Source organism: Streptomyces sp. Qhu_M48 (assembly GCF_051305195.1).
GTDB lineage: Bacteria > Actinomycetota > Actinomycetes > Streptomycetales > Streptomycetaceae > Streptomyces.
Genome location: NZ_CP195432.1, coordinates 2,268,784 through 2,290,720 on the forward strand (window position 1 = coordinate 2,268,784; position 21,937 = coordinate 2,290,720).

19 protein-coding genes and 1 tRNA gene are annotated in these 21,937 nt (G+C 72.4%); 14 read left to right on the top strand and 6 right to left on the bottom strand.

The genetic code is table 11. The features are described from left to right. Positions 1-60: 60 nt before the first annotated feature. The 3 genes from ACRRSS_RS10560 to ACRRSS_RS10570 all read left to right on the top strand — a co-directional run bounded on the left by ACRRSS_RS10560 (position 61) and on the right by ACRRSS_RS10570 (position 3,369). On the top strand, positions 61-1,533 hold the full coding sequence (locus ACRRSS_RS10560; protein WP_435970956.1) for an amino acid permease: 1,473 nt from the start codon (positions 61-63) through the stop codon (positions 1,531-1,533). Between the two features lie 121 nt (positions 1,534-1,654). Next, the gene (locus tag ACRRSS_RS10565) at positions 1,655-2,740 is read left to right on the top strand and encodes an S-(hydroxymethyl)mycothiol dehydrogenase (RefSeq protein WP_435970957.1); all 1,086 of its coding nucleotides are present in this window, start codon (positions 1,655-1,657) and stop codon (positions 2,738-2,740) included. Then, the gene (locus tag ACRRSS_RS10570; RefSeq protein WP_435970958.1) at positions 2,740-3,369 is read left to right on the top strand and encodes an MBL fold metallo-hydrolase; all 630 of its coding nucleotides are present in this window, start codon (positions 2,740-2,742) and stop codon (positions 3,367-3,369) included. The genes ACRRSS_RS10565 and ACRRSS_RS10570 overlap by 1 nt, the downstream gene beginning before the upstream one ends. Here the strand turns inward: ACRRSS_RS10570 and ACRRSS_RS10575 are convergent. Further along, a complete protein-coding gene (locus tag ACRRSS_RS10575; protein WP_435970959.1) occupies positions 3,353-4,279 on the bottom strand; it encodes a pseudouridine synthase in 927 nt (308 codons plus the stop codon). The genes ACRRSS_RS10570 and ACRRSS_RS10575 overlap by 17 nt on opposite strands. Before the next feature lie 71 nt (positions 4,280-4,350). After that, positions 4,351-4,438 (bottom strand) — tRNA-Leu (locus tag ACRRSS_RS10580). Positions 4,439-4,656: 218 nt separating this feature from the next. On the opposite strand from ACRRSS_RS10580, the gene ACRRSS_RS10585 reads away from it, so the two are divergent. The 3 genes from ACRRSS_RS10585 to ACRRSS_RS10595 all read left to right on the top strand — a co-directional run bounded on the left by ACRRSS_RS10585 (position 4,657) and on the right by ACRRSS_RS10595 (position 7,308). After that, complete coding sequence (locus ACRRSS_RS10585) at positions 4,657-5,991, top strand: M20/M25/M40 family metallo-hydrolase (protein WP_435970960.1); 1,335 nt, start codon at positions 4,657-4,659, stop codon at positions 5,989-5,991. Positions 5,992-6,118: 127 nt separating this feature from the next. Then, complete coding sequence (chpH, locus tag ACRRSS_RS10590; RefSeq protein WP_030218232.1) at positions 6,119-6,352, top strand: chaplin ChpH; 234 nt, start codon at positions 6,119-6,121, stop codon at positions 6,350-6,352. Between the two features lie 140 nt (positions 6,353-6,492). Next, positions 6,493-7,308, top strand: a complete 816-nt coding sequence (locus ACRRSS_RS10595; protein WP_435970961.1) for a chaplin — start codon at positions 6,493-6,495, stop codon at positions 7,306-7,308. 72 nt (positions 7,309-7,380) lie between these two features. Here the strand turns inward: ACRRSS_RS10595 and ACRRSS_RS10600 are convergent, their stop codons facing one another. Further along, a complete protein-coding gene (locus ACRRSS_RS10600) occupies positions 7,381-7,569 on the bottom strand; it encodes a DUF5703 family protein (RefSeq protein WP_015032473.1) in 189 nt (62 codons plus the stop codon). A 47-nt stretch (positions 7,570-7,616) separates the two neighbouring features. Here ACRRSS_RS10600 and ACRRSS_RS10605 point away from each other — a divergent pair, with 47 nt between their 5' ends. Continuing rightward, positions 7,617-8,276, top strand: coding sequence for a hypothetical protein (locus ACRRSS_RS10605; RefSeq protein WP_435970962.1), 660 nt, complete (start codon positions 7,617-7,619; stop codon positions 8,274-8,276). 101 nt (positions 8,277-8,377) lie between these two features. On the opposite strand, the gene ACRRSS_RS10610 is transcribed toward ACRRSS_RS10605, so the two are convergent. After that, complete coding sequence (locus tag ACRRSS_RS10610; protein WP_435970963.1) at positions 8,378-10,711, bottom strand: helix-hairpin-helix domain-containing protein; 2,334 nt, start codon at positions 10,709-10,711, stop codon at positions 8,378-8,380. Then, on the bottom strand, positions 10,708-11,685 hold the full coding sequence (locus ACRRSS_RS10615) for an aldo/keto reductase (protein ID WP_435970964.1): 978 nt from the start codon (positions 11,683-11,685) through the stop codon (positions 10,708-10,710). The genes ACRRSS_RS10610 and ACRRSS_RS10615 overlap by 4 nt, the downstream gene beginning before the upstream one ends. Before the next feature lie 130 nt (positions 11,686-11,815). On the opposite strand from ACRRSS_RS10615, the gene ACRRSS_RS10620 reads away from it, so the two are divergent. Continuing rightward, positions 11,816-12,865, top strand: coding sequence for an LLM class F420-dependent oxidoreductase (locus ACRRSS_RS10620; protein ID WP_435970965.1), 1,050 nt, complete (start codon positions 11,816-11,818; stop codon positions 12,863-12,865). Positions 12,866-13,097: 232 nt separating this feature from the next. After that, the gene (locus tag ACRRSS_RS10625) at positions 13,098-13,883 is read left to right on the top strand and encodes a ferritin-like domain-containing protein (RefSeq protein WP_435970966.1); all 786 of its coding nucleotides are present in this window, start codon (positions 13,098-13,100) and stop codon (positions 13,881-13,883) included. Between the two features lie 83 nt (positions 13,884-13,966). Here ACRRSS_RS10625 and ACRRSS_RS10630 read toward each other — a convergent pair whose 3' ends face one another. After that, positions 13,967-14,959, bottom strand: coding sequence for a magnesium and cobalt transport protein CorA (locus tag ACRRSS_RS10630; protein WP_435975298.1), 993 nt, complete (start codon positions 14,957-14,959; stop codon positions 13,967-13,969). 130 nt (positions 14,960-15,089) lie between these two features. Between ACRRSS_RS10630 and ACRRSS_RS10635 the strand changes: the two genes are divergently transcribed. From ACRRSS_RS10635 to ACRRSS_RS10655, 5 genes are all read left to right on the top strand, one after another. Then, complete coding sequence (locus tag ACRRSS_RS10635) at positions 15,090-15,779, top strand: histidine phosphatase family protein (protein WP_435970967.1); 690 nt, start codon at positions 15,090-15,092, stop codon at positions 15,777-15,779. Between the two features lie 68 nt (positions 15,780-15,847). Further along, the gene (locus ACRRSS_RS10640; RefSeq protein WP_435970968.1) at positions 15,848-16,438 is read left to right on the top strand and encodes a DUF3090 domain-containing protein; all 591 of its coding nucleotides are present in this window, start codon (positions 15,848-15,850) and stop codon (positions 16,436-16,438) included. After that, on the top strand, positions 16,435-17,241 hold the full coding sequence (locus ACRRSS_RS10645; RefSeq protein ID WP_435970969.1) for an SCO1664 family protein: 807 nt from the start codon (positions 16,435-16,437) through the stop codon (positions 17,239-17,241). The genes ACRRSS_RS10640 and ACRRSS_RS10645 overlap by 4 nt, the downstream gene beginning before the upstream one ends. A 189-nt stretch (positions 17,242-17,430) precedes the next feature. After that, positions 17,431-18,660: a cysteine--1-D-myo-inosityl 2-amino-2-deoxy-alpha-D-glucopyranoside ligase gene (gene mshC, locus ACRRSS_RS10650; RefSeq protein ID WP_435970970.1), complete on the top strand. Its 1,230-nt coding sequence runs from the start codon at positions 17,431-17,433 to the stop codon at positions 18,658-18,660. 113 nt (positions 18,661-18,773) lie between these two features. Then, the gene (locus ACRRSS_RS10655) at positions 18,774-21,887 is read left to right on the top strand and encodes an NPCBM/NEW2 domain-containing protein (RefSeq protein ID WP_435970971.1); all 3,114 of its coding nucleotides are present in this window, start codon (positions 18,774-18,776) and stop codon (positions 21,885-21,887) included. Positions 21,888-21,937 lie beyond the last annotated feature (50 nt).

A 21,937-nucleotide genomic window follows, 5' to 3' on the forward strand; every position in this document is an offset into this window, starting at 1 on the left:
GACCCCCCACCGGGCACGACCGGGTACCGCACAGCCCCCCTCACGAAGGCGATCAACTCCATGAGTGACCGCGTCACCGCGGCCGACCCGCTGCCCGCCGTCCCGGCGGCGACCGGCGGCACCACGCCCGCCACCCCCCACGTCGACGCCGGCGACGCCGGATACCGCAAGGACCTCAAGTCCCGGCACATCAACATGATCGCCATCGGCGGCGCCATCGGCACCGGCCTCTTCCTCGGCGCCGGCGGCCGGATGTCCCAGGCGGGCCCCTCCCTCTTCATCGCCTACGCCGTCTGCGGCGTCTTCGCCTTCTTCGTGGTGCGGGCCCTCGGCGAGCTGGTGCTCTACCGCCCCTCCTCCGGCGCCTTCGTCTCCTACGCCCGTGAGTTCATGGGCGAGAAGGGCGCCTACACGGCCGGCTGGCTGTACTTCCTCAACTGGTCCACCACCGCCGTCGCCGACATCACCGCGGCCGCGACCTACGCCCACTTCTGGGCCATGTTCAGCGACGTCCCGCAGTGGGTCCTCGCCCTGATCGCCCTCGCGGTCGTCCTCGCCGCCAACCTCATCTCCGTGAAGTACTTCGGCGAGATGGAGTTCTGGTTCGCGATCATCAAGGTCGGCGCCCTCGTCGCCTTCATGCTGATCGGCATCTTCCTCATCGTGACCTCGCACGACGTCGGCGGTCACACCCCCGGCCTCGGCAACATCAGCGACAACGGCGGCATCTTCCCCAACGGCATGATGCCGATGCTGCTGCTGATCCAGGGCGTCGTCTTCGCCTACGCCTCCGTCGAGCTGTGCGGCGTCGCCGCCGGCGAGACCGAGAACCCCGAGAAGATCATGCCGAAGGCGATCAACTCGATCATGTGGCGCGTCGGCCTCTTCTACGTCGGCTCCGTCGTCCTGCTCGCGCTGATCCTCCCGTACACCGCCTACTCGGGCGACCAGAGCCCCTTCGTCACCGTCTTCGACAAGCTGGGCATCCCCGGCGCCGCCGGCGTGATGAACCTCGTCGTCCTCACGGCCGCGCTCTCCAGCCTCAACTCGGGCCTCTACTCCACCGGCCGCATCCTGCGCTCCATGTCGCTCTCCGGCTCCGCGCCGAAGTTCACCGGCGTCATGAACAAGGGCGGCGTTCCCTACGGCGGCATCCTGCTCACCGCCGGCTTCGGCGTCATGGGTGTCGCCCTCAACTACGTGATGCCCGGCGAGGCCTTCGAGCTGGTCCTCAACTTCGCCTCCATCGGCATCATCGGCACCTGGGCCATGATCATGGTCTGCTCGCTGCTGTTCTGGCGCAACGCCCGGCAGGGCAAGCTGACCCGCCCCGGCTACCGGCTGCCCTGGGCCCCCTACACCCAGATCGTGACCCTCGGCTTCCTCGCCTCCGTCCTCGTCCTGATGTGGATGGACGAAGGCATCAGCCGCACCACCGTCAACTGCCTCCCGCTCATCGCGGCCGCGCTCGTCGGCGGCTGGTTCCTGGTCCGCCGACGGGTCCGTACGACCGCCTCGGCGGCCCGCGACTGACCTTCCCCGAGGGAACCGGCGAGACCCCGACAGGCACGACCTGTCGGGGTCTCGCCTTTTGTCAGGAGATAGTGGTACGCAAGAGCCTTACAAGATCCGGTCGGAGGAAGGGAAGTTCGCGATGCCGCAGCACGTACAGGGGGTCATCGCCCCCGGCAGGAACGAACCGGTACGGGTCGAGACGATCGTGATCCCGGATCCCGGCCCAGGTGAGGCCGTCGTGAAGATCCAGGCGTGCGGCGTCTGCCACACCGATCTCCACTACAAGCAGGGCGCGATCAACGACGAGTTCCCCTTCCTCCTCGGCCACGAGGCCGCGGGAATCGTCGAGTCCGTCGGCGAGGGCGTCACCGACGTCACCCCCGGCGACTTCGTCGTCCTCAACTGGCGCGCCGTGTGCGGCACCTGCCGCGCCTGTCTGCGCGGCCGCCCCTGGTACTGCTTCGACACCCACAACGCCAAGCAGCGGATGACCCTGCTCGACGGCACGGAGCTCTCCCCGGCCCTCGGCATCGGCGCCTTCGCCGAGAAGACCCTCGTCGCCGCCGGCCAGTGCACCAAGGTCGACCCCGCCGTCGCCCCCGAGGTCGCGGGCCTCCTCGGCTGCGGCGTCATGGCCGGCATCGGCGCCGCCCTCAACACCGGGAACGTCGGCCGCGGCGACACCGTCGCCGTCATCGGCTGCGGCGGCGTAGGCGACGCGGCGATCGTCGGCTCCCGCCTCGCCGGAGCCGCGAAGATCATCGCCGTGGACATCGACGACCGCAAGCTGGAGACGGCGAGGACGATGGGCGCCACCCACACCGTCAACTCCCGCTCCACCGAACCCGTCGAGGCCATCCGCGAGCTCACCGGCGGCTTCGGCGCCGACGTGGTCATCGAGGCCGTCGGCCGCCCGGAGACGTACCAGCAGGCCTTCTACGCCCGCGACCTCGCCGGCACCGTCGTCCTCGTCGGCGTCCCCACCCCCGAGATGAAGCTCGAACTCCCGCTCCTCGACGTCTTCGGCCGCGGCGGCGCGCTCAAGTCCTCCTGGTACGGCGACTGCCTGCCCTCCCGCGACTTCCCGATGCTCGTCGACCTGCACCAGCAGGGCCGCATCGACCTCGCCGCCTTCGTCACCGAGACCATCGGCCTCGGCGACGTCGAGAAGGCCTTCGGCCGCATGCACGAGGGCGACGTCCTCCGCTCGGTGGTGGTGCTGTGATGGCCGCCCGCATCGACCACCTCGTCACCTCCGGCACCTTCAGCCTCGACGGCGGCACCTGGGACGTCGACAACAACGTCTGGATCGTCGGCGACGACACCGAGGCGATCGTCATCGACGCCGCCCACGACGCCGAGGCCATCCTCGCCGCCCTCGACGGCCGCGCCCTGCGCGCCATCGTCTGCACCCACGCCCACAACGACCACATCGACGCGGCCCCGGCGCTCGCGGCCGCCACCGGCGCCCGCATCCTGCTCCACCCCGCCGACCAGCCGCTGTGGAAGCAGACCCACCCCGACCACAGCCCCGACGGCGACCTCGCCGACGGTCAGGTCCTCACCATCGCCGGCACGGACCTCACGGTCCTCCACACCCCCGGACACGCCCCCGGCGCGGTCTGCCTCCACGCCCCCGAACTGGGCACCGTCTTCACGGGGGACACCCTCTTCCAGGGTGGCCCCGGAGCCACCGGCCGCTCCTTCTCGGACTTCCCGACGATCGTCGACTCGATCCGCGAGAAGCTCCTCACCCTCCCGCCGCAGACGGTGGTCCGCACCGGCCACGGCGACCCCACCGTCATCGGCGACGAGGCCCCGCACCTCCAGGAATGGATCAACCGGGGCCACTGAGCCGCGCCCGGCTCCCGAAGCCCCTCGCCTCACCCGTGAACGGGTCGGTGAACTCCAGCGTCCGCGCCAGCAGTTGCAGCGGCCGCCCGAAGTCCTCCGGCCCGTCCTCGCGGACCACCGGATAGACCGGGTCGTGCAGGAGCGGCAGTCCCAGCCCGTTCATGTGCACCCGCAGCTGATGCGTCCGCCCGGTGACGGGCAGCAGCCGGTACCACCCGAGCCCGCCCTCGTGCCGGAGGAGCTCGATCCGGCTCTCGCTGTTCGGCTCGCCCGGCACCTCGCGGGCGGCCATCACCCCGCGCTCCTTCTCGATCCGGCTCCGCACCGTCACCGGCAGCGCCACCCCCGGGTCGTACGGGGCCACCGCCTCGTACTCCTTGCGCACCAGCCGGTCCCGGAACAGCGTCTGGTACGCCCCCCGGTCCTCCGGCCGTACGACACAGAGCACCAGGCCCGCCGTCAGCCGGTCGAGCCGGTGCGCGGGCTGGAGGTGCGGCAGCCCCAGCTCCCGGCGCAGCCGGGCGAGCACGGTCTGGGTCACGTGCCGCCCCCGCGGCATCGTGGCGAGGAAGTGCGGCTTGTCCGCGACCACGATGCGCTCGTCGCGGTACACGACGCCGATCGGGAAGGGCACCGGAGTCTCGGCGGGAAAGTCCCGGTGGAACCAGAGGTACCGCCCCACGGTGTACGGCTCGTCCCCGTCGACCGGCCCGTCGACCCCGACGAACCGCCCCTCGCGGACCATCGCCTCGACCCGCTCGACCCCGACGGCCGCCCCGTACCGATCGACCAGATGCTCCCGCACGGTCGCCCAGCCGACGCCCGGATCCTCGGGTAGCCGCACCCGGACGGGATCGACCCCGTCCCGCTGGGGGAGCGGCGCCGCGGGCGCCTTGGCTCTGCGTCTCACCGCTCCGCCTCGTGATAGCGCGTACTCATGCCGAAAGTCCCGGTCGAGATGATCTCGACCGGGACTCCGTGTGGTGTCCGAGGGGGGACTTGAACCCCCACGCCCGATAAAGGGCACTAGCACCTCAAGCTAGCGCGTCTGCCATTCCGCCACCCGGACAAGGTGTCTGTCTTCCTGGCCTCTCGGCCCTTCCGACGTGGAAAACAATAGCAAACATCTGGAGGGCCGATCACCACCCCCGGTCGGCCCCGGTGGGCCCCCGTCATGTGACAGCCGCATGTCGGCCGAAGGCCACCCTTGGGCAGGGAGGGGGACACGCGGGAGGATGGGAGGAGCACCGAAGCAACCACGTGGGGCACGTAGTGGGAGGAAGCAGCGTGAGCGAGTCGAACACCGGCCGAAGCGGCAACGCCGAGACCGCCGAGAACGAGGTCGTGGATCTCTGTCGCGACCTCATCCGCATCGACACCAGCAACTACGGCGACCACTCCGGCCCCGGCGAGCGGGCGGCGGCCGAGTACATCGCCGAGAAGCTGGCGGAGGTCGGCCTCGAACCGAAGATCATCGAGTCGCACCGGGGGCGGGCCTCCACCGTCGCCCGCATCGAGGGCGAGGACCCGTCTCGGCCGGCCCTCCTCATCCACGGCCACACCGACGTCGTCCCGGCCAACGCCGAGGACTGGACCCACCACCCCTTCTCCGGGGAGATCGCCGACGGCTGCGTGTGGGGCCGGGGCGCCGTCGACATGAAGGACATGGACGCGATGACCCTCGCGGTCGTACGGGACAGGCTGCGCAGCGGCCGCAAGCCCCCGCGCGACATCGTCCTCGCCTTCCTCGCCGACGAGGAGGCCGGCGGCACCTACGGCGCCCGGCACCTGGTCGACAAGCACCGGGACCTCTTCGACGGGGTCGACGAGGCCATCGGCGAGGTCGGCGGCTTCTCCTTCACCGTGAACGAGAACCTGCGGCTCTACCTGGTCGAGACCGCCCAGAAGGGCATGCACTGGATGCGGCTGACCGTCGAGGGCACGGCCGGTCACGGCTCGATGACCAACGACGACAACGCGATCACCGAGCTCTGCGAGGCCGTGGGCCGTCTCGGCCGCCACCAGTGGCCGGTGCGGGTCACCAAGACCGTGCGCTCCTTCCTGGACGAGCTCTCGGACGCGCTCGGCACCCCCCTCGACCCCGAGGACATGGACGGCACCCTCGCCAAGCTGGGTGGCATCGCCAAGATGGTCGGCGCCACCCTGCGGAACTCGGCCGCCCCGACCATGCTCGGCGCCGGTTACAAGGTGAACGTGATCCCCGGCCAGGCCACCGCGCACGTCGACGGCCGTTTCCTGCCCGGGTACGAGCAGGAGTTCCTCGCCGACCTGGACCGGATCCTCGGCCCGAACGTGAAGCGCGAGGACGTGCACGGCGACAAGGCCCTGGAGACGAGCTTCGACGGCGCCCTGGTCGACGCCATGCAGGTGGCGCTGCGGGCCGAGGACCCGATCGCCCGTGCCGTGCCGTACATGCTCTCCGGCGGCACCGACGCCAAGTCCTTCGACGACCTCGGCATCCGCTGCTTCGGCTTCGCGCCGCTCAAGCTGCCGCCGGAGCTCGACTTCGCCGGCATGTTCCACGGCGTGGACGAGCGGGTGCCGGTGGACGGCCTGAAGTTCGGCGCCCGCGTCCTGGACCGCTTCATCGACGCCTGCTGAATTCGTCCGCGCGTTTGCATGTGACCGGAAAGAGTGAATGAACTCTTGGGCTCGTAGCCCCCACCATTCCCCCTCGTTACAGGTGTGCGGTCCGCGGCTGGGACCGCATTTCCAACTAGGAGGAATAATGATCAAGAAGGTCGTCGCTGCTGCGGCTGCCACTGGCGGTCTCGTTCTCGCGGGTGCGGGCATGGCCGTTGCCGACGCGGGTGCCCAGGGTGCCGCCATCGGTTCCCCCGGCGTCCTCTCGGGCAACGTCGTCCAGGTTCCGGTTCACGTTCCCGTGAACCTCTGCGGCAACACGGTCTCCGTGATCGGCCTGCTGAACCCCGCCTTCGGCAACACCTGCGTCAACGCCTGACGTTGTCCCCCGCCCCGTGAGGGTGTGAGCCGGTCCGGCCCCGGAGTGCGTGCCATGCACTCCGGGGCCGGTGGCCATTTCCGCCCCGGGTGTTCCGCCCGGTGGCACTCTTTCGAAGCCCAGCAGGCAGGGAACAAGCTATGCGACAGGTCACGCGCAAGGGTCTGGTCACCGTTGCGGCCGCCGGAGGCGTTCTCGCCGCCGTCGGCGGTTACGCGCACGCCGATTCCGGTGCGCACGGTGCGGCCACGAATTCCCCGGGCGTCGCGTCCGGAAACTCCGTCCAGGTCCCGGTGCACGTACCGGTGAACGCCTGCGGAAACACCGTCAACGTCGTCGGACTGCTGAATCCGGCGATGGGCAACAAGTGTGCCAACACCTCCAAGCCCGGTAAGCCCGGCAAGCCCGGTGGCGGTTCCTCCGCCGGTGGGCACACGAGCGACTCTCCCGGCGTCGCCTCCGGCAACACCGTCCAGGTGCCGGTCGACGCCCCGGTGAACGTGTGCGGCAACAGCGTCACGGCCATCGGCCTGGGCAACGCCGCCGCGGGCAACAGCTGCGGCAACGGCATCGAGCCGACGCACCCCGGGAACCCGGGCAACCCCGGCAATCCAGGCAATCCGGGCAACCCTGGGAATCCCGGTAACCCCGGTAACCCCGGTAACCCCGGGAATCCCGGGAATCCGGGTAACCCTGGAAACCCGGGTAACCCGGGCACCCCCGGTAACCCGGGCACCCCCGGTAACCCGGGCACCCCCGGTAACCCGGGTACGCCCGGAAACCCTGGGACCGATGGGGGGTCGAACACCCCCGGTGAGCACGGCGTCACTCCGCCCCGTGCCGTCGAGGAGCTCGCCGAGACCGGCGCCGGTCCGCTCGGTGTGATCGTCCCCGCCGGTGCCGGTCTGCTGCTCGCGGGCTCGCTGATCTACCGCCGCACCCGCAACGCCGCCTGACCCGCCACGCGTCACGCGTGACGCGCACCACCACGCACAGGGGCCCCGCGGTCGCGGGGCCCCTGCCGTCGTCTACCAGGTCGCCCGGACCTGGCGGATGATCCGCCGCTTCAGCCGCACCCTGCGGCTCCCGTCCCGGTGGAGGCTCAGACGGTCCAACTCCCAGTGTCCGTACTCGGCATGGTCGGTCAGCAGCCGCGTCGCCTCCTTGCGGGAGACACCGCGCGGCACGTACACGTCGACAAATTCGTATTCCGGCATCGCATCTATTGTGCGGGCACCGGCCCGGTACGGATAGCGTCTGTCCCATGTCTGATGCTGCGCAGCCCACCGCTGCCGAGGTACGTGCCGCCGCCGAGGCGGTCAAAGCCGCACTGGACCGTCACCTCGCGGCGGTCGAACGCCGCACGGGGGACGATGACACGGCCGTCTACGAAGCCTTCAACGCCCTCGCCGCGGCGGCCGAGGGGTACGACGAGATCCTCTACGACCGCTACGACGAGGTCACTCCCTTCGAGATCCCCGGGGCGGACGGGACGCTGCCGCCCTACGCCGGACCTGACGAACCTCATGCCCTCAGCCTCCTGATCCGCCGCGACTATGCCGTGGCCGAACCGCAACGCCTGCTGGCCCAGGCCCGCCGTGTCGCCGAGATCGACGGCGACGCGGACCCCACGGGGGCGGCCGCCAGGGCCGGGGTCTCGCCGCTCGCCGCGCTCGGCGTGCTCTTCGGCGAGTTCGAGCCGGACGAGATCGCCTCCCGGCACAAGGAGTTCGGCCTGGAGGAGGGCGACTCCACCCTCTGGGTCACCGCCGCCGAGGAACTCCCGGAACCGGGGGAGTGGCTCAACGCCCCCTTCGAGCACGCCGATCCGGAGCGGATCGTCTGCCGTTTCGACGTCAGCGCCGTCTTCGACGAGGACGAGGACGACGACGAGGAGGAAGGGGCCGGCGTCTCCGGCTCCTGAGGAACGGCGGGGGCCGGGACACCGCGATCGGTGTCCCGGCCCCCGCCGTTGTGCCGGTCGCCGACCGGCCCCGGCATTTCGGCCGTCCTCTCCTCGCCCGACTACTCCTCGGGCGTGGCGAGCAGGGTTTCCAGGAGCGGTCGCAGTCGCGTCGTACGCTCCGGAGCCACCCCCTCGGCCACCGCGCGGGCCAGCGCCTGGTCCACGCCGTGCACGACCGACAGATGGCGCTCCGCCCGGCCGAAGGCCGTGTACACCCACGGCCGGCTCAGCCCCCCGGCGGCGTCCCCCGGCAGCACGACGACCACCGCGGGCCAGCGCGCCCCGGCGGCCTGGTGCGCGGTGAGCGCCCAGCCGTGCCGCAGCGTCGACTCCACCCGCTCCCTCGGTACGACGAGCTCCTCGTCCCCACACCGCAGCCGCAGCCCCTCGGCGTCGGCCGAGAGCACCGACCCCGTCACCGTCCGCCCGGGCACGGGCGCGTACGCCACCCGGTCCCCGGGGTCGTAGCCCCCGAACCGGCCGGGGCCGGGATTGAGCCGCTCCTTGAGGGCCGCGTTCAGCGCGCGCGTACCGGCCGAGCCGCCGTGGCCGACCGTGACGACCTGCGTCTGCTCCGACGGCACCCCGATCGCCCGCGGCACCGAGTCCGCCACCAGCTGGACCGCGCGGTGCACGGCCTCGCCCGCGTCCCGCACCGGGACGATCACGATCTCCTTGCCGGGGGCCTCGACCTGGTTCAGCTCCCCGGCTCCGATGCCCGAGACCAGCTCGCCGAGCGGCCCGGGGTCGGGCAGCCGGGAGGCGATCCGGGGGCACACCCGGGCCGCCAGCACATCGGCGAAGACCCGGCCCGCGCCCGGCGCGCCCAGCACCTCCGGGTCGCCGCTCAGCACCAGACGGCAGCCGTCGGGAAGCGACTCCACGAGCATCGCGGCCGTCTCCACGTCCAGCTGCGGCGCGTCGAGGACCACCAGGAGGTCGAGGGCGAGCGCGCCCTCCTCGTCGCGGCCGGGACCTGCCGTACCGGAGAGCAGTGCGGCGACCGTCACCGCGTCCGTCCCGGCGAGGCCCGGCGCGCGTCGCCCGCCGTTCGCGTGCACGGCGACCAGGGCGCGCAGCCCGCGCTCACGGGCCGCCGTCGCCAGTGCCACCGGCTCGGCGCGGGAGGCCTCGCCGCCGGTGTGCAGGACGAGGCCGTACGCCCCGGTGGCCCGCGTCAGCTCCGAGCCCTCCCAGGTGTCGGCCGTCGCCGTCCTGACCAGCCGGGCGAGTCCGTCCGCGAGGCTCTCCTCCGCCAGCGCGTACCGGTCGAGCCCGAGCAGCACGGGCGAGGCCGGTTCCTCGGCGACGGCCTCCGCCGGCTCCTCCTCGTCCTCTTCGTTCTCCTCCCGCGCGGTCTCCTCCTCCTGGAAGACGAGGACCGCGCCCGCCGAGACCGCCTCCTCGACGGCCGACTCCGGGTCGGGCACCGCGTGCCCGGCGAGACCGGCGCGCACGGCCTGGACCTCCAGCGCGGTGTGTCCCTGGAGGGCGGCCCGCTCCAGGAGCCACACGGTCAGGGCGACCGTCCGGCGCGGGTCGTCGGGGCCGCAGGCGGCGCCGAGCAGCGCCCGCGCGAAACCGTCGGCCTGTTCGGGGCGCACCCCGGCCACCGCGAGCAGCTGCCAGGGGTCGGCGAGCAGCGCGTCGGCCGCGTTCTCGCCGAGCACGGCGGCTACCTGCCCCGCCAGCGTCTCGGGGGCGCCGCCCTTGGCGAGGACCTCGCGCACGGCGGCCGTGGTCCCGGGCGCCGGCGCGGAGGCCTGTGCCGGTACCGGCGGCCGGACGGTCATGGCCGGGGCCGCCTCGGGGGCGGGGCGCCTCGGCGCGGGCTCGGGGGCCTCGTAGAACGTGCTGCCGGAGGCCGCGCCGCCCTCCACCGCCCGGACGGCCGCGAGCAGGTCGGCCGCCGTGCCGCTCAGCTTGGCCCCGCTCGCCACGGGGCCCTCCTTGTCGGCCTTGCGCGCCTCGATCCTGGCCCGCAGCTCCCGCTGCGCGGCGAGTTCGGCCTGCGCGTCGCTCACCTCGGGCGTGTCGGCGCCCCCGGCGACGGCCGCGCCGGACTCCTCCGCCGCGCCCTCGGGCGAGATGCCCGGCGCCTCGGAGGTGTCGTCCGCCGACGCGTCGGATTCCTCGGCCGCCGTGCCGGGTTCCTCGGCGGTGCCGTGGGCGGCCTGGTCCCGGCTCTCGGCGGTGGTCTCCGGGATCTCGCCCGGTTCCTCGGCGGTGGTCTCCCGGACCTTGCCCGGGTCCTCGGAATCGGCCCCCCGGGCCGCGCCCGGGTCCTCGGCGTCCTGGGCCGGTTCGGCCCCTCGCGCGTTCTCCCGCGCGTCCTCGGTGGGCTCCACGTCCTCGGGTGCCTCGGGCGCGGTCTCCCCGGAAGGCTCGGTCACAAGGTGCTCCAGTCGTGATCCGGATAGCGGTGCACGGGCGCCGACACATCGTCCAGCGCCCGACAGATCTCGTCAGGAAGACTAAGGGTCTCCACCGACAACGCGGCCGCGAGCTGCCGCGCCGTGCGCGCGCCGACGATCGGGGCGGTCACCCCCGGCCGGTCGCGGACCCAGGCGAGCGCCACGTGGAGCGGCGTCGTCGCGAGCCCGTCGGCCGCCGTCGCGACCGCGTCCACGATCCGGCTCGCCGCCTCGTCCAGGTACGGCTCCACGAAGGGCCCCAAGGTCTCGGACGCGCCCCGCGAGTCCGTGGGGGTCCCGGTGCGGTACTTGCCGGTCAGGACCCCGCGCCCGAGCGGCGAGGAGGGCAGCAGGCCTATCCCGAGGTCCTGGGCGGCCGGCAGTACCTCCCGCTCCACGCCCCGCTGGAGCAGCGAGTACTCCAGCTGCGCCCCCGCGAGCCGGGTCCGGTCCCCGCCGAGCTGCCAGGTGCCTGCCTTGGCGAGCTGCCAGCCGCAGAAGTTCGCCACGCCCGCGTACCGCGCGCGCCCGCTGCGTACGGCGATGTCGAGGGCCTGGAGGGACTCCTCCAGAGGTGTGTGCGGGTCGTAGGCGTGGAGTTGCCACAGGTCGACGTGGTCCGTGCCGAGCCGGGCGAGGGAGGCGTCGAGCGCGGCGAGCAGGTGCCCGCGCGAACCGTCCGTACGCCGGTCGGGGTCCGGGACGCTGCCCGCCTTGGTCGACAGGACGAGGTCCTGCCGGGAGACGAGCCGCTCCATCAGGCGCCCGAGCAGATACTCCGCCTCGCCCCCGCCGTACACGTCGGCGGTGTCCACGAGCGTGCCGCCCGCGTCCCAGAACGACTTCAACTGCTCGGCGGCGTCGTGCTCGTCGGTGTCCCGGCCCCAGGTGAGGGTGCCGAGTCCGATGCGCGACACACGCAGGCCGGTACGTCCGAGATGCCTCTGCTCCATGGCCGCGAGATTACTGGCCAGGGCACCACGCGGAGAGAGCCTGTGGACAACCGCGTCCTGACGGATGCCCCGGGCGCGCGCTAGAGTCCGGCCCACAGAGACGTTACCGATGGGTAAGGGGTGCGTGGACATGCGGCTCGGCATCAACCTCGGCTACTGGGGTGCGGGAATGGACGGCGACAACCTCGCCGTCGCCCAGGAGGCGGACCGCCTCGGCTACGACGTCTGCTGGGCCGCCGAGGCCTACGGCTCCGACGCCCCCACCGTCCTCGCCTGGGTCGCGGCGAAGACCGAACGGATCGACGTCGGCTCCGCGATCATGCAGATCCCCGCCCGGCAGCCCGCGATGACGGCGATGACCGCCGCCACCCTCGACTCGCTCACCGGCGGTCGTTTCCGCCTCGGCCTCGGCGTCTCCGGACCCCAGGTCTCCGAGGGCTGGTACGGCGTGAAGTTCGACAAGCCGCTCGCCAGGACCCGCGAGTACGTCGAGATCGTCCGCAAGGCGATGACCCGGGAGCGCCTCAGCTACGACGGCGAGCACTGGACCCTGCCGCTCCCCGGCGGTCCCGGCAAGCCCATCAAGCTCACCGTCCACCCGGAGCGCGAGCACATCCCGCTCTACATCGCCGCCATCGGTCCCAGGAACCTGGAGCAGACCGGCGAGATCGCCGACGGCGCCCTGCTGATCTTCCCCTCCGCCGCCCATCTGGAGGAGACCGCGCTCCGGCACCTGCGCGCGGGCCGCGAGAAGGCCGGTCTGACGATGGACGGCTTCGACGTCTGTCCCACCGTGCCGTTGGCCCTCGGCGACGACGTCGACGCCCTCGCGGACGTCTTCCGCCCGTACACGGCGCTGTACGTCGGCGGCATGGGCAGCCGCAAGCAGAACTTCTACAACCAGCTCGCGCAGCGCATGGGCTACGAGAAGGAGGCCGCCGAGATCCAGGACAAGTACCTGGCCGGCGACAAGGCGGGCGCCGCGGCCGCCGTCCCCCAGAGCCTGATCGACCAGACCGCCCTGCTCGGCCCGGTCGAGCGGATCGCCGAGCGGATGACGGCCTACGCGGAGGCCGGGGTCACCACCCTCACCCTCGCCCCGGCCGGTTTCACCCTCGACGAGCGCCTCGCGGCGCTGCGGGCGGGTGTGGAGGCGGCTGAGCGGGCGGGCCTGGCGTAGCGGTTCGTCGTCGAGGGAACCGAAGGATTTCCGCGGCCGTGGTGGGGGCTCGGGGGTCTTCCCCGCCACGGCCGTCATGCAGCACAACGGCTTCACAGGGCCCCCGGTTACGCCCCCGGGTCTCACTCTTTCGGCCGAGTCGCCCGGCCCTCCTGTTGCCCCTCGCCCCGGACCGCATTTGACTCGTGGTCCGGGGCGGACGGAGCGCGGAACGCGCACGGAGGTGGCGGCGATGCTCACGGCCAAGGGCCTGTTCCAGGAAATCATCGACAACGACGAGTCCTTCCGGCTCTTCTGCTCCATCGCGGCCAGCGGTGAGACCCAGGGCGGCTGGGAGAACGCCAGGATCGCGGCCCTCGTCGCGCCCGGTATGAAGGACCTCACGCCCAAGATCACCCGGCACGGCGCCGACGAGGACAAGCACGGCCGGATCTTCAACGCGTTGATGAAGAAGCGCGGCCTCGAACCCGTCCCCGTACCGCCCGACACCGACTACACGAAGTTGCTCGAACAGCGCGGCATCGGCCTCGCGCACGACAAGCTGCGCCGCGACGAGCCCCTGACCGAGCGGGACATCATCGTCTACCTCGCCCACAGCAGGGTCACCGAGCAGCGGGCCGCCGACCAGATGGACATGCTCGTCACGTACTTCGGGGACCACCCCGAACTCGGCAGGGCCATCCACATGATCGACAACGACGAGGCGAACCACCTCGCCTACTGCCACGAGGAACTGCTCCGCCTCGCGCGCGAGGGCCACGGCCGGCTCATCCAGCGGACCCTGCGCGACTCCGCCCTCGTCGAGATCCAGGTCTACCGCGACGTCAGCCTCGCCGTGATGGGGCACATGGGACGGATCCTGCGCTGGCCCCGCCCCAAGGCGGCCGTCCTCGCCGCCGGAATCCGCGGGATGTACGCGTACGAACGGCTCGCCGGCTGGCACCGGATGGTGGGCCTGAAGACGCCCGAGAGGCTCGACGCCCTCGGCGGACCCGCGACCCCCGCCCCCGCCTTCTGAGGCGGGCCAGGGACCCGGGGCGGGCGACACCTTCCGGCCGTCCCGTCCCGGCCGGTCACGGGGCCGCCGTCACGAACGTGCCGTCACATCCAGCCGCGCCGTTTGAAGAGCCGGTACAGCCCCAGGACGATGCCCGCCATCACGGCGATCACCACCGGGTACGACGCCACCCAGCGCAGCTCCGGCATGTGGTCGAAGTTCATGCCGTAGATCCCCGCGACCATCGTGGGGACCGCGGCCATGGCCGCCCACGCCGAGATCTTCCGCATGTCGTCGTTCTGCCGCACCCCCATCTGCGCGAGATGGGCCGACAGGACGTCGGACAGGAGCCGGTCGAGCCCCTCCACCTGTTCGTTGGCGCGCAGCAGGTGGTCGTTGACGTCCCGGAAGAAGGGGTGCGACCGCTCGTTCACGAACGGTACCGAACCGGCCGTCAGCCGGGCCATCGGCCCGGCGAGCGGCACGCTGGCCCGCCGGAACTCCAGGACCTGCCGCTTCGCCGTGTAGATCCGCTCCGCGGTGTTCGCCGGATTGCCCCCGGTGGGCGCGAACACGTCCGCCTCCAGCTCCTCCAGGTCGACCTGGAGCTCGGCGGCCACGTCGAGGTAGTGGTCCACGATCGCGTCGCTCACCGCGTACAGCACCGACGTCGGCCCGTGCTTCAGCACCTCGGGGTCGGCCTCGAGCCGCCGGCGGACCTCCGCGAGGGGCGCGCCCTCGCCGTGCCGGACGGTCACCACGAACGAGTCGCCCATGAACAGCATCAGCTCGCCGGAGGAGACCCGGTCGCTCTCCGGCTCGTAGAGGATCGGCTTGAGCACCGCGAACAGCGAGTCGTCGTAGACCTCCAGCTTCGGGCGCTGGTGGGCCTTCAGGGCGTCCTCGACCGCCAGCGGGTGCAGCGCGAACTCCGAGGCGACGTGGTCGAACTCCGCCTCCGTGGGCTCGTGCAGCCCCACCCAGAGAAAGGCGTCCCCGGTGGCCCGCGCCTCGTCGAGCGCGTCGGAGAGGTCGGCGGGGCCGTCCGTACGGCGCCCGTCCCGGTAGATGGCAGAGTCCACGATCACGCGCCGTATTCTCCATCGAACGCGCGCTCCACGCACGCGTGGATCCGTCCGGGCCGTCCGCGGGCCCCGATACGGCCGGAAAGCGGCCACCCCGGCCGGGCACGGCAGGGACGGCCGGGCACCGCCTAGGCTGGCCGGCATGGCCACGCTGATCCTCGTCCGGCACGGACGCTCCACCGCCAACACCTCCGGGGTCCTCGCCGGACGCACACCCGGGATCTCCCTCGACGAGCGGGGGGCCGGGCAGGCTGCCGCGCTCCCCGGACGCCTCGCGGACATCCCGCTCGCCGCCGTCGTCTCCAGCCCGCTCCAGCGCTGCCGGCAGACGGTCCGGCCGCTGCTCGACGCCCGCCCGGAGCTGCCGCTGCACGTCGAGGACCGGATCAACGAGTGCGACTACGGCGACTGGTCCGGCCGGAAGCTGGCCGAACTGAACGACGAACCCCTGATGGAGGTCGTCCAGGCGCACGCCTCCGCCGCGGCCTTCCCCGGCGGCGAGTCCCTGCGCGCGATGCAGGCCCGCGCCGTCGACGCCGTCCACGACTGGAACGCCCGGATCGAGGCCGAGCACGGCGAGGACGCCTGCTATGTGATGTGCTCGCACGGCGACATCGTCAAGTCGATCGTGGCGGACGCCCTCGGCCTCCACCTGGACCTCTTCCAGCGCCTCCACGTCGACCCCTGCTCCGTCACCGTCATCCGCTACACGCGCCTGCGTCCCTTCCTCGTCCGCCTCGGCGACACCGGGGACTTCGCCGGATTCGCGCCACGGGAGCACACCGACGGCGGTGGGACGGCTGAGGTCGGGGGCGGCGCGGGCGCGCCGTGATCCTTCCGCGCAGTAGGGTGGACGCGCCGCTGTAGTACGACTGTCGAGACGCAAGGGAGCCGGGAAACGTGTCCCGTCAGGTGTTCCTCTACGACCCACCGGAGCGTTTCGTGGCCGGTACGGTCGGGCTGCCTGGCCGCCGTACGTTCTTCCTCCAGGCGTCCGCCGGCGGCCGGGTCACCAGCGTCGCCCTGGAGAAGACACAGGTCAGCGCCCTCGCCGAGCGCATGGACGAACTCCTCGACGAGGTCGTCCGCCGCACCGGGGGCAACGCGCCCGTCCCCGCCGTCGCCCCCGTCGAGGTGGCCGACACCGCCCCCCTCGACGTACCGGTCGAGGAGGAGTTCCGGGTCGGCACCATGGCGCTCGCCTGGGACGGCGAGGAGCAGCGCATGATCGTCGAGGCGCAGGCACTCGTCGAACTCGACGTGGACTCCGAGGAGGACCTCGCCGAGGCCGAGGAGCGGCTGCTCCAGGACGAGGAGAACGGCCCGCCGATGCTCCGGGTCCGCCTCAGCGGCGCCCAGGCGCGCGCCTTCGCCAAGCGGGCCCTGGACGTGGTCAACGCGGGCCGGCCGCCGTGCCCGCTGTGCAGCCTGCCGCTCGACCCCGAGGGCCATGTCTGCCCGCGCCAGAACGGATACCGCCGCGGAGCATGAGCAGCAGCCCCCCGACGCCGACCGACGCCGAGCTGCTCGCCCACGGTGAGCTGACCGTCCGCGGCCAGGTCCGCGAGGCCTCCAACGCCGTCCTGTACTGCTCCGTCGCCCACGGGGGACGGGAAGCGTCCTGTGTCTACAAACCGGTCGCGGGCGAGCAGCCGCTGTGGGACTTCCCCGACGGCACCCTGGCCCAGCGCGAGGTCGCCGCGTACGAGATCTCCGAGGCCACCGGCTGGGGCCTGGTCCCGCCGACGGTGCTCCGCGACGGACCGTACGGGGAGGGCATGGTCCAGCTGTGGATCGAGGCGGACCCCGGGGCCCGGCTGCTCGCCCTCACCGAGGACGACGAGGCGGGCGAGGGCTGGAAGGCCGTGGGGCCCGCCCAGATCGCCGAGGACCGCACCGCGCTGCTCGTCCACGCCGACACGCCCGAACTGCGGCGGCTCGCCGTCCTGGACGCCGTCATCAACAACAGCGACCGCAAGGGCGGCCATCTGCTGCCCACCCCGGACGGACGGCTCTACGGCATCGACCACGGCGTCACCTTCCACGTCGACGACAAGCTGCGCACCCTGCTGTGGGGCTGGGCGGGCGAGGAGCTGCCCGCCGAGGCGGCCGGGGTGCTCGCCGCGCTCGACCGCTCCCTGGCCGTGGGAGCGCCCCTCGCCGCCCGTCTGGCGGAACTGCTCACCGGCGCCGAGGTGGCGGCGGTACGCGCCCGCGTGGCGGCGCTGCGGGCCACCGGCCGGCACCCGGAGCCCTCGGGGCAGTGGCCGGCGATCCCCTGGCCGCCGGTCTGAGGCCACGGGTTCCGGCCCGGATCACCGCCGTACCCTCCGAGAGACCGAAAAGTTCCGGCCAAGGGGCCGAAGAGGGGGCTGCACCCCTGGGGGGTATGCACGCACCCCTCCGACCCGCAAGAGTGCCTAATCGGTCAAGATCCCGGATCCGGTTCGTATCCGGAACAGCTGTCCGGTTACGCTCGGGTCATGCATGCCTGGCCCGCTTCTGAGGTCCCCGCCCTTCCCGGCAAGGGCCGCGACCTCCGGATCCACGACACCTCGACCGGTGGACGAGTGACCCTCGCCCCCGGTCCCGTCGCCCGTATCTACGTCTGCGGCATCACGCCGTACGACGCGACCCACCTGGGTCACGCGGCGACCTACAACGCGTTCGACCTCGTGCAGCGCGTGTGGCTCGACACCAAGCGGCAGGTGCACTACGTCCAGAACGTGACGGACGTGGACGACCCGCTCCTGGAGCGCGCGATCCGCGACGGGGTCGACTGGGTCGGACTCGCCGAGCGCGAGACCGCCCTCTTCCGCGAGGACATGACCGCCCTGCGGATGCTGCCCCCGCGGCACTACATCGGCGCGGTCGAGGCCATACCCGGCATCGTCCCGCTCGTGGAGCGCCTCCGGGACTCCGGCGCCGCCTACGAGCTCGAAGGAGACATCTACTTCTCCGTCGACGCCGACCCGCACTTCGGCGAGGTCTCGAACTACGACACCGAGCTGATGCGCCACCTCTCCGCCGAGCGCGGCGGCGACCCCGAGCGCCCCGGCAAGAAGAACCCGCTCGACCCGATGCTCTGGATGGCCGCCCGCGAGGGCGAGCCGAGCTGGGACGGCGGCAGCCTGGGCGCCGGCCGCCCCGGCTGGCACATCGAGTGCGTCGCCATCGCCCTCGACCACCTCGGCATGGGCTTCGACGTGCAGGGCGGCGGCTCCGACCTGATCTTCCCGCACCACGAGATGGGCGCCTCCCACGCTCAGACCCTCACCGGCGAGTTCCCCATGGCCAAGGCGTACGTCCACGCCGGCATGGTCGGCCTCGACGGCGAGAAGATGTCCAAGTCCCGGGGCAACCTCGTCTTCGTCTCGCGGCTCCGCCGTGACGGCGTCGACCCGGCCGCCATCCGGCTCGCGCTCCTCTCCCACCACTACCGCGCCGACTGGGAGTGGACCGACCAGGTCCTCCAGGACGCCGTGGAGCGCCTCGGCCGCTGGCGCGCCGCCGTGTCCCGCCCCGACGGCCCGTCCGCCGACGCGCTCGTCGAGGAGCTCCGCGATGCGCTCTCCGACGACCTCGACGCCCCGACCGCGCTCGCCGCGGTCGACCGCTGGGCCGCGCTCCAGACGGCCGAGGGCGGCACCGACGACTCCGCGCCCGGTCTCGTCTCCCGTGCCGTCGACGCGCTCCTGGGCGTCGCCCTGTAGAGGTCACCGCCCAACTCCCTTTTGTGCAACCGCCCTTGGACTTTCTTCGGGAAGTCCGGGGGCGGTTCCTTTTTGCCCTGTCGCACTGCTCGAATCTGCGCTAAATAGGCTCCATGCAATCATCAATGCGCATGAGAGCTGCAGTCGCCGGCGCACTGCTCGGGTTCCTCGCCGCCTTCGCGGGACCCGGCGCCACCGCCACGGCCCTCCCCACCGACAGCGCCGACAGCGCCGACCCGGCCGGAGACGCCGGCACCGCGGCCCAGGAACCGGACACCACCGTCGGCGACCTCACCGGGTTCGCCGCCGCCGGCCCCGTCTACCGGCTGACCGCCGGCCAGGCCCAGGCCAGGGTCAGCTTCGTCACCGCCGACACCTTCCGCATCGAACTCGCCCCCGACGGCACCTTCACCGACGCCACCGGCAGCGACATCACCCTGCCCCAGGGCCCGCCCCCGGCCACCCGCTGGCGCGACCGGGGCGACCGCTACGAACTGAGCACCGCCGAGGTGACCCTGCGCGCCTACAAGTCACCGCTCCGCTTCGCCGCCGTACGCGCCGACGGCACCCCGCTCTGGAGCGAGGCCCGCGGACTCAGCTGGACCGCCGACCGCACCACCCAGACCCTCGCCCGCGGCACCACCGAGCAGTTCTACGGCGCCGGCATGCAGAACGGGCGCGGCAACACCTCCCACCGCGACAAGACCGTCGAGGTCGGCGTCGACTACAACTGGAACGACGGCGGCCACCCCAACTCCGTCCCCTTCTACCTCTCCTCCGCCGGATACGGCGTCTACCGCAACACCTACGCCCCGAACACCTACGCCTTCACCGAGCCCGTCACCACCAGCGCGAAGGAACGGCGCTTCGACGCCTACTACTTCGCCGGTACCGGCGCCGACGCCGCCAAGGACGTCATCGGCCAGTACACCCGGCTCACCGGCAAGCCCTTCCTGCCGCCCGTCTACGGCCTGGAGATAGGCGACGCCGACTGCTACCTCCACAACGCCAACCGGGGCGAGCGCCGCACCCTCGACGCCCTGAAGGTCGCCGACGGCTACGTCGAGAACGACATGCCCAACGGCTGGATGCTCGTCAACGACGGCTACGGCTGCGGCTACGAGAACCTCGCCGAGGTCTCCGCCGGGCTCGGCGACCGCGGCATGAAGCTCGGCCTCTGGACCGAGGACGGCATCGACAAGCTCGAAGAGCAGGTCAAGGCCGGCCAGCGGGTCGCCAAGCTCGACGTCGCCTGGGTCGGCGAGGGCTACAAGTTCGCCCTCGACGGCTGCAAGGACGCCCACGCCGGCATCGAGGCCCACAGCGACGCCCGCGGCTTCACCTGGGCCCCCGAGAGCTGGTCCGGCGCCCAGCGCTGCGGCGTCCAGTGGTCCGGTGACCAGTCCGGCACCTGGGAGTACATCCGCTGGCAGATCCCGACCTACGCGGGCGCCTCCATGTCCGGCCTCGCCTACACCACCGGTGACGTCGACGGCATCTTCGGCGGCAGCGCCAAGACGTACACCCGCGACCTCCAGTGGAAGACCTTCCTGCCGGTCACGATGACCATGGACGGCTGGGCCGCCAGCGACAAGCAGCCCTTCCGGTACGGCGAGCCCTACACCAGCGTCAACCGCGCCTCCCTCAAGCTCCACGAGGCCCTGCTCCCGTACATCTACAGCCACGCCCACCGGGCCACGAAGACCGGCGTCGGCCTCGCGCGGCCGCTCGCCCTGGAGTACCCGGACGACCCGAAGGCCGCGACCGAGGCCGCCAAGTACGAGTTCCTCAGCGGCGAGGACTTCCTCGTCGCCCCCGTCTACCAGGACGCGGTGGAGCGCGACGGCATCTACCTCCCCAGGGGCACCTGGATCGACTACTGGAGCGGACGCGTCCACGAGGGCCCCGTCACCCTCGACGACTACAGCGCCCCGCTCGACACCCTGCCCCTCTTCGTACGGGCCGGGGCGACCGTCCCGATGTGGCCCGGCGACATCCGCTCGTACACCGACCGCGCCCCCGGCGACCCGATCGCCTGGGACATCTACCCCAAGGGCGACTCCTCCTTCGAGCTGTACGAGGACGACGGCGTCACCCGCGAGCACCGCACCGGCCGGTACGCCACCCAGCGCGCCGAGGTCCGCGCCCCGAACGGCGGCCCCGGCGACGTGACCGTCCGCGTCGGCGCGAGCAAGGGCTCGTACACCGGCAAGCCGACGGCCCGGCCCTACACCTTCACGGTCCACACCGGCGACGCCCCCGGCGCCGTCCGGCTCGACGGGCGCGAGCTGCCCGCCCTCACCTCCCGCGCCGCCTTCGACGCCGCCGCCCAGGGCTGGTGGTACGACCGCGACGACCGCGGGGGAGTGGTCCGGGTCAGGACCGCCGCCCTCTCCACCGGCCGCGCCTTCGAGCTGGCGCTGACCGACACCAGCGCCGTCGGCGGCGCGGTCCGGGGCGCCTCCGCCGTCCTCGCCGTCCCCGCGGCGCAGGAGCTCGGCGCCGGAGCGCCCGGCACCGTCGCCGTGGACGTCACCGCGGGCACCCGGGACGCCACGGACGTACGGGTCTCCGTGGCCGCCCCGGCCGGCTGGCAGGTCACCCCGGCCGCCCCGGTCACCCGGATCCCGGCCGGCACCACCCGCCGGGTCGAGGTCACCGTCACCCCGGCGGCGGACGCGAAGCCCGGAGAGGCGACCCTCACCGCGACCGCCCGCCACCGCGCGGCCGGCACCGACCGCACCGCCACCCAGCGGTTCGCGGTCGGGGTGATGCCCCCGCCGCCGACCGGCGACGCCTGGGCGAGCGACCTCGTCTGGCTGCGCTCCACCAACGGCTGGGGCCCGCCCGAACGAGACCGCTCCAACGGCGAGTCCGGCGCCGCCGACGGCCGGCCGCTCACCCTGGCCGGACAGACCTACGACAAGGGCATCGGCGCGCACGCCGACTCCGACATCGAGGTCTACCTCGGCGGCCGCTGCACCGCCTTCACCGCCGACGTCGGCATCGACGACGAGATCAACGGCTACGGCGACGTGGCCTTCTCCGTCGAGGCCGACGGCAAGGTCCTGTGGACCTCGCCCCGGCTCACCGGGGCCTCCGCGACCCTGCCCGTGAACGTCGACGTGACCGGAGCACGGCATCTCCGGCTGCGGATCACGGACACCAACGGGTCCAAGAGCGGCGACCACGCGGACTGGGCGGCGGCCCGGTTCGACTGCGCGTGACGCGGGCCGGCGCCTGATGCGCGAAGGCGTGTGAACCAAGGAACGGGAGG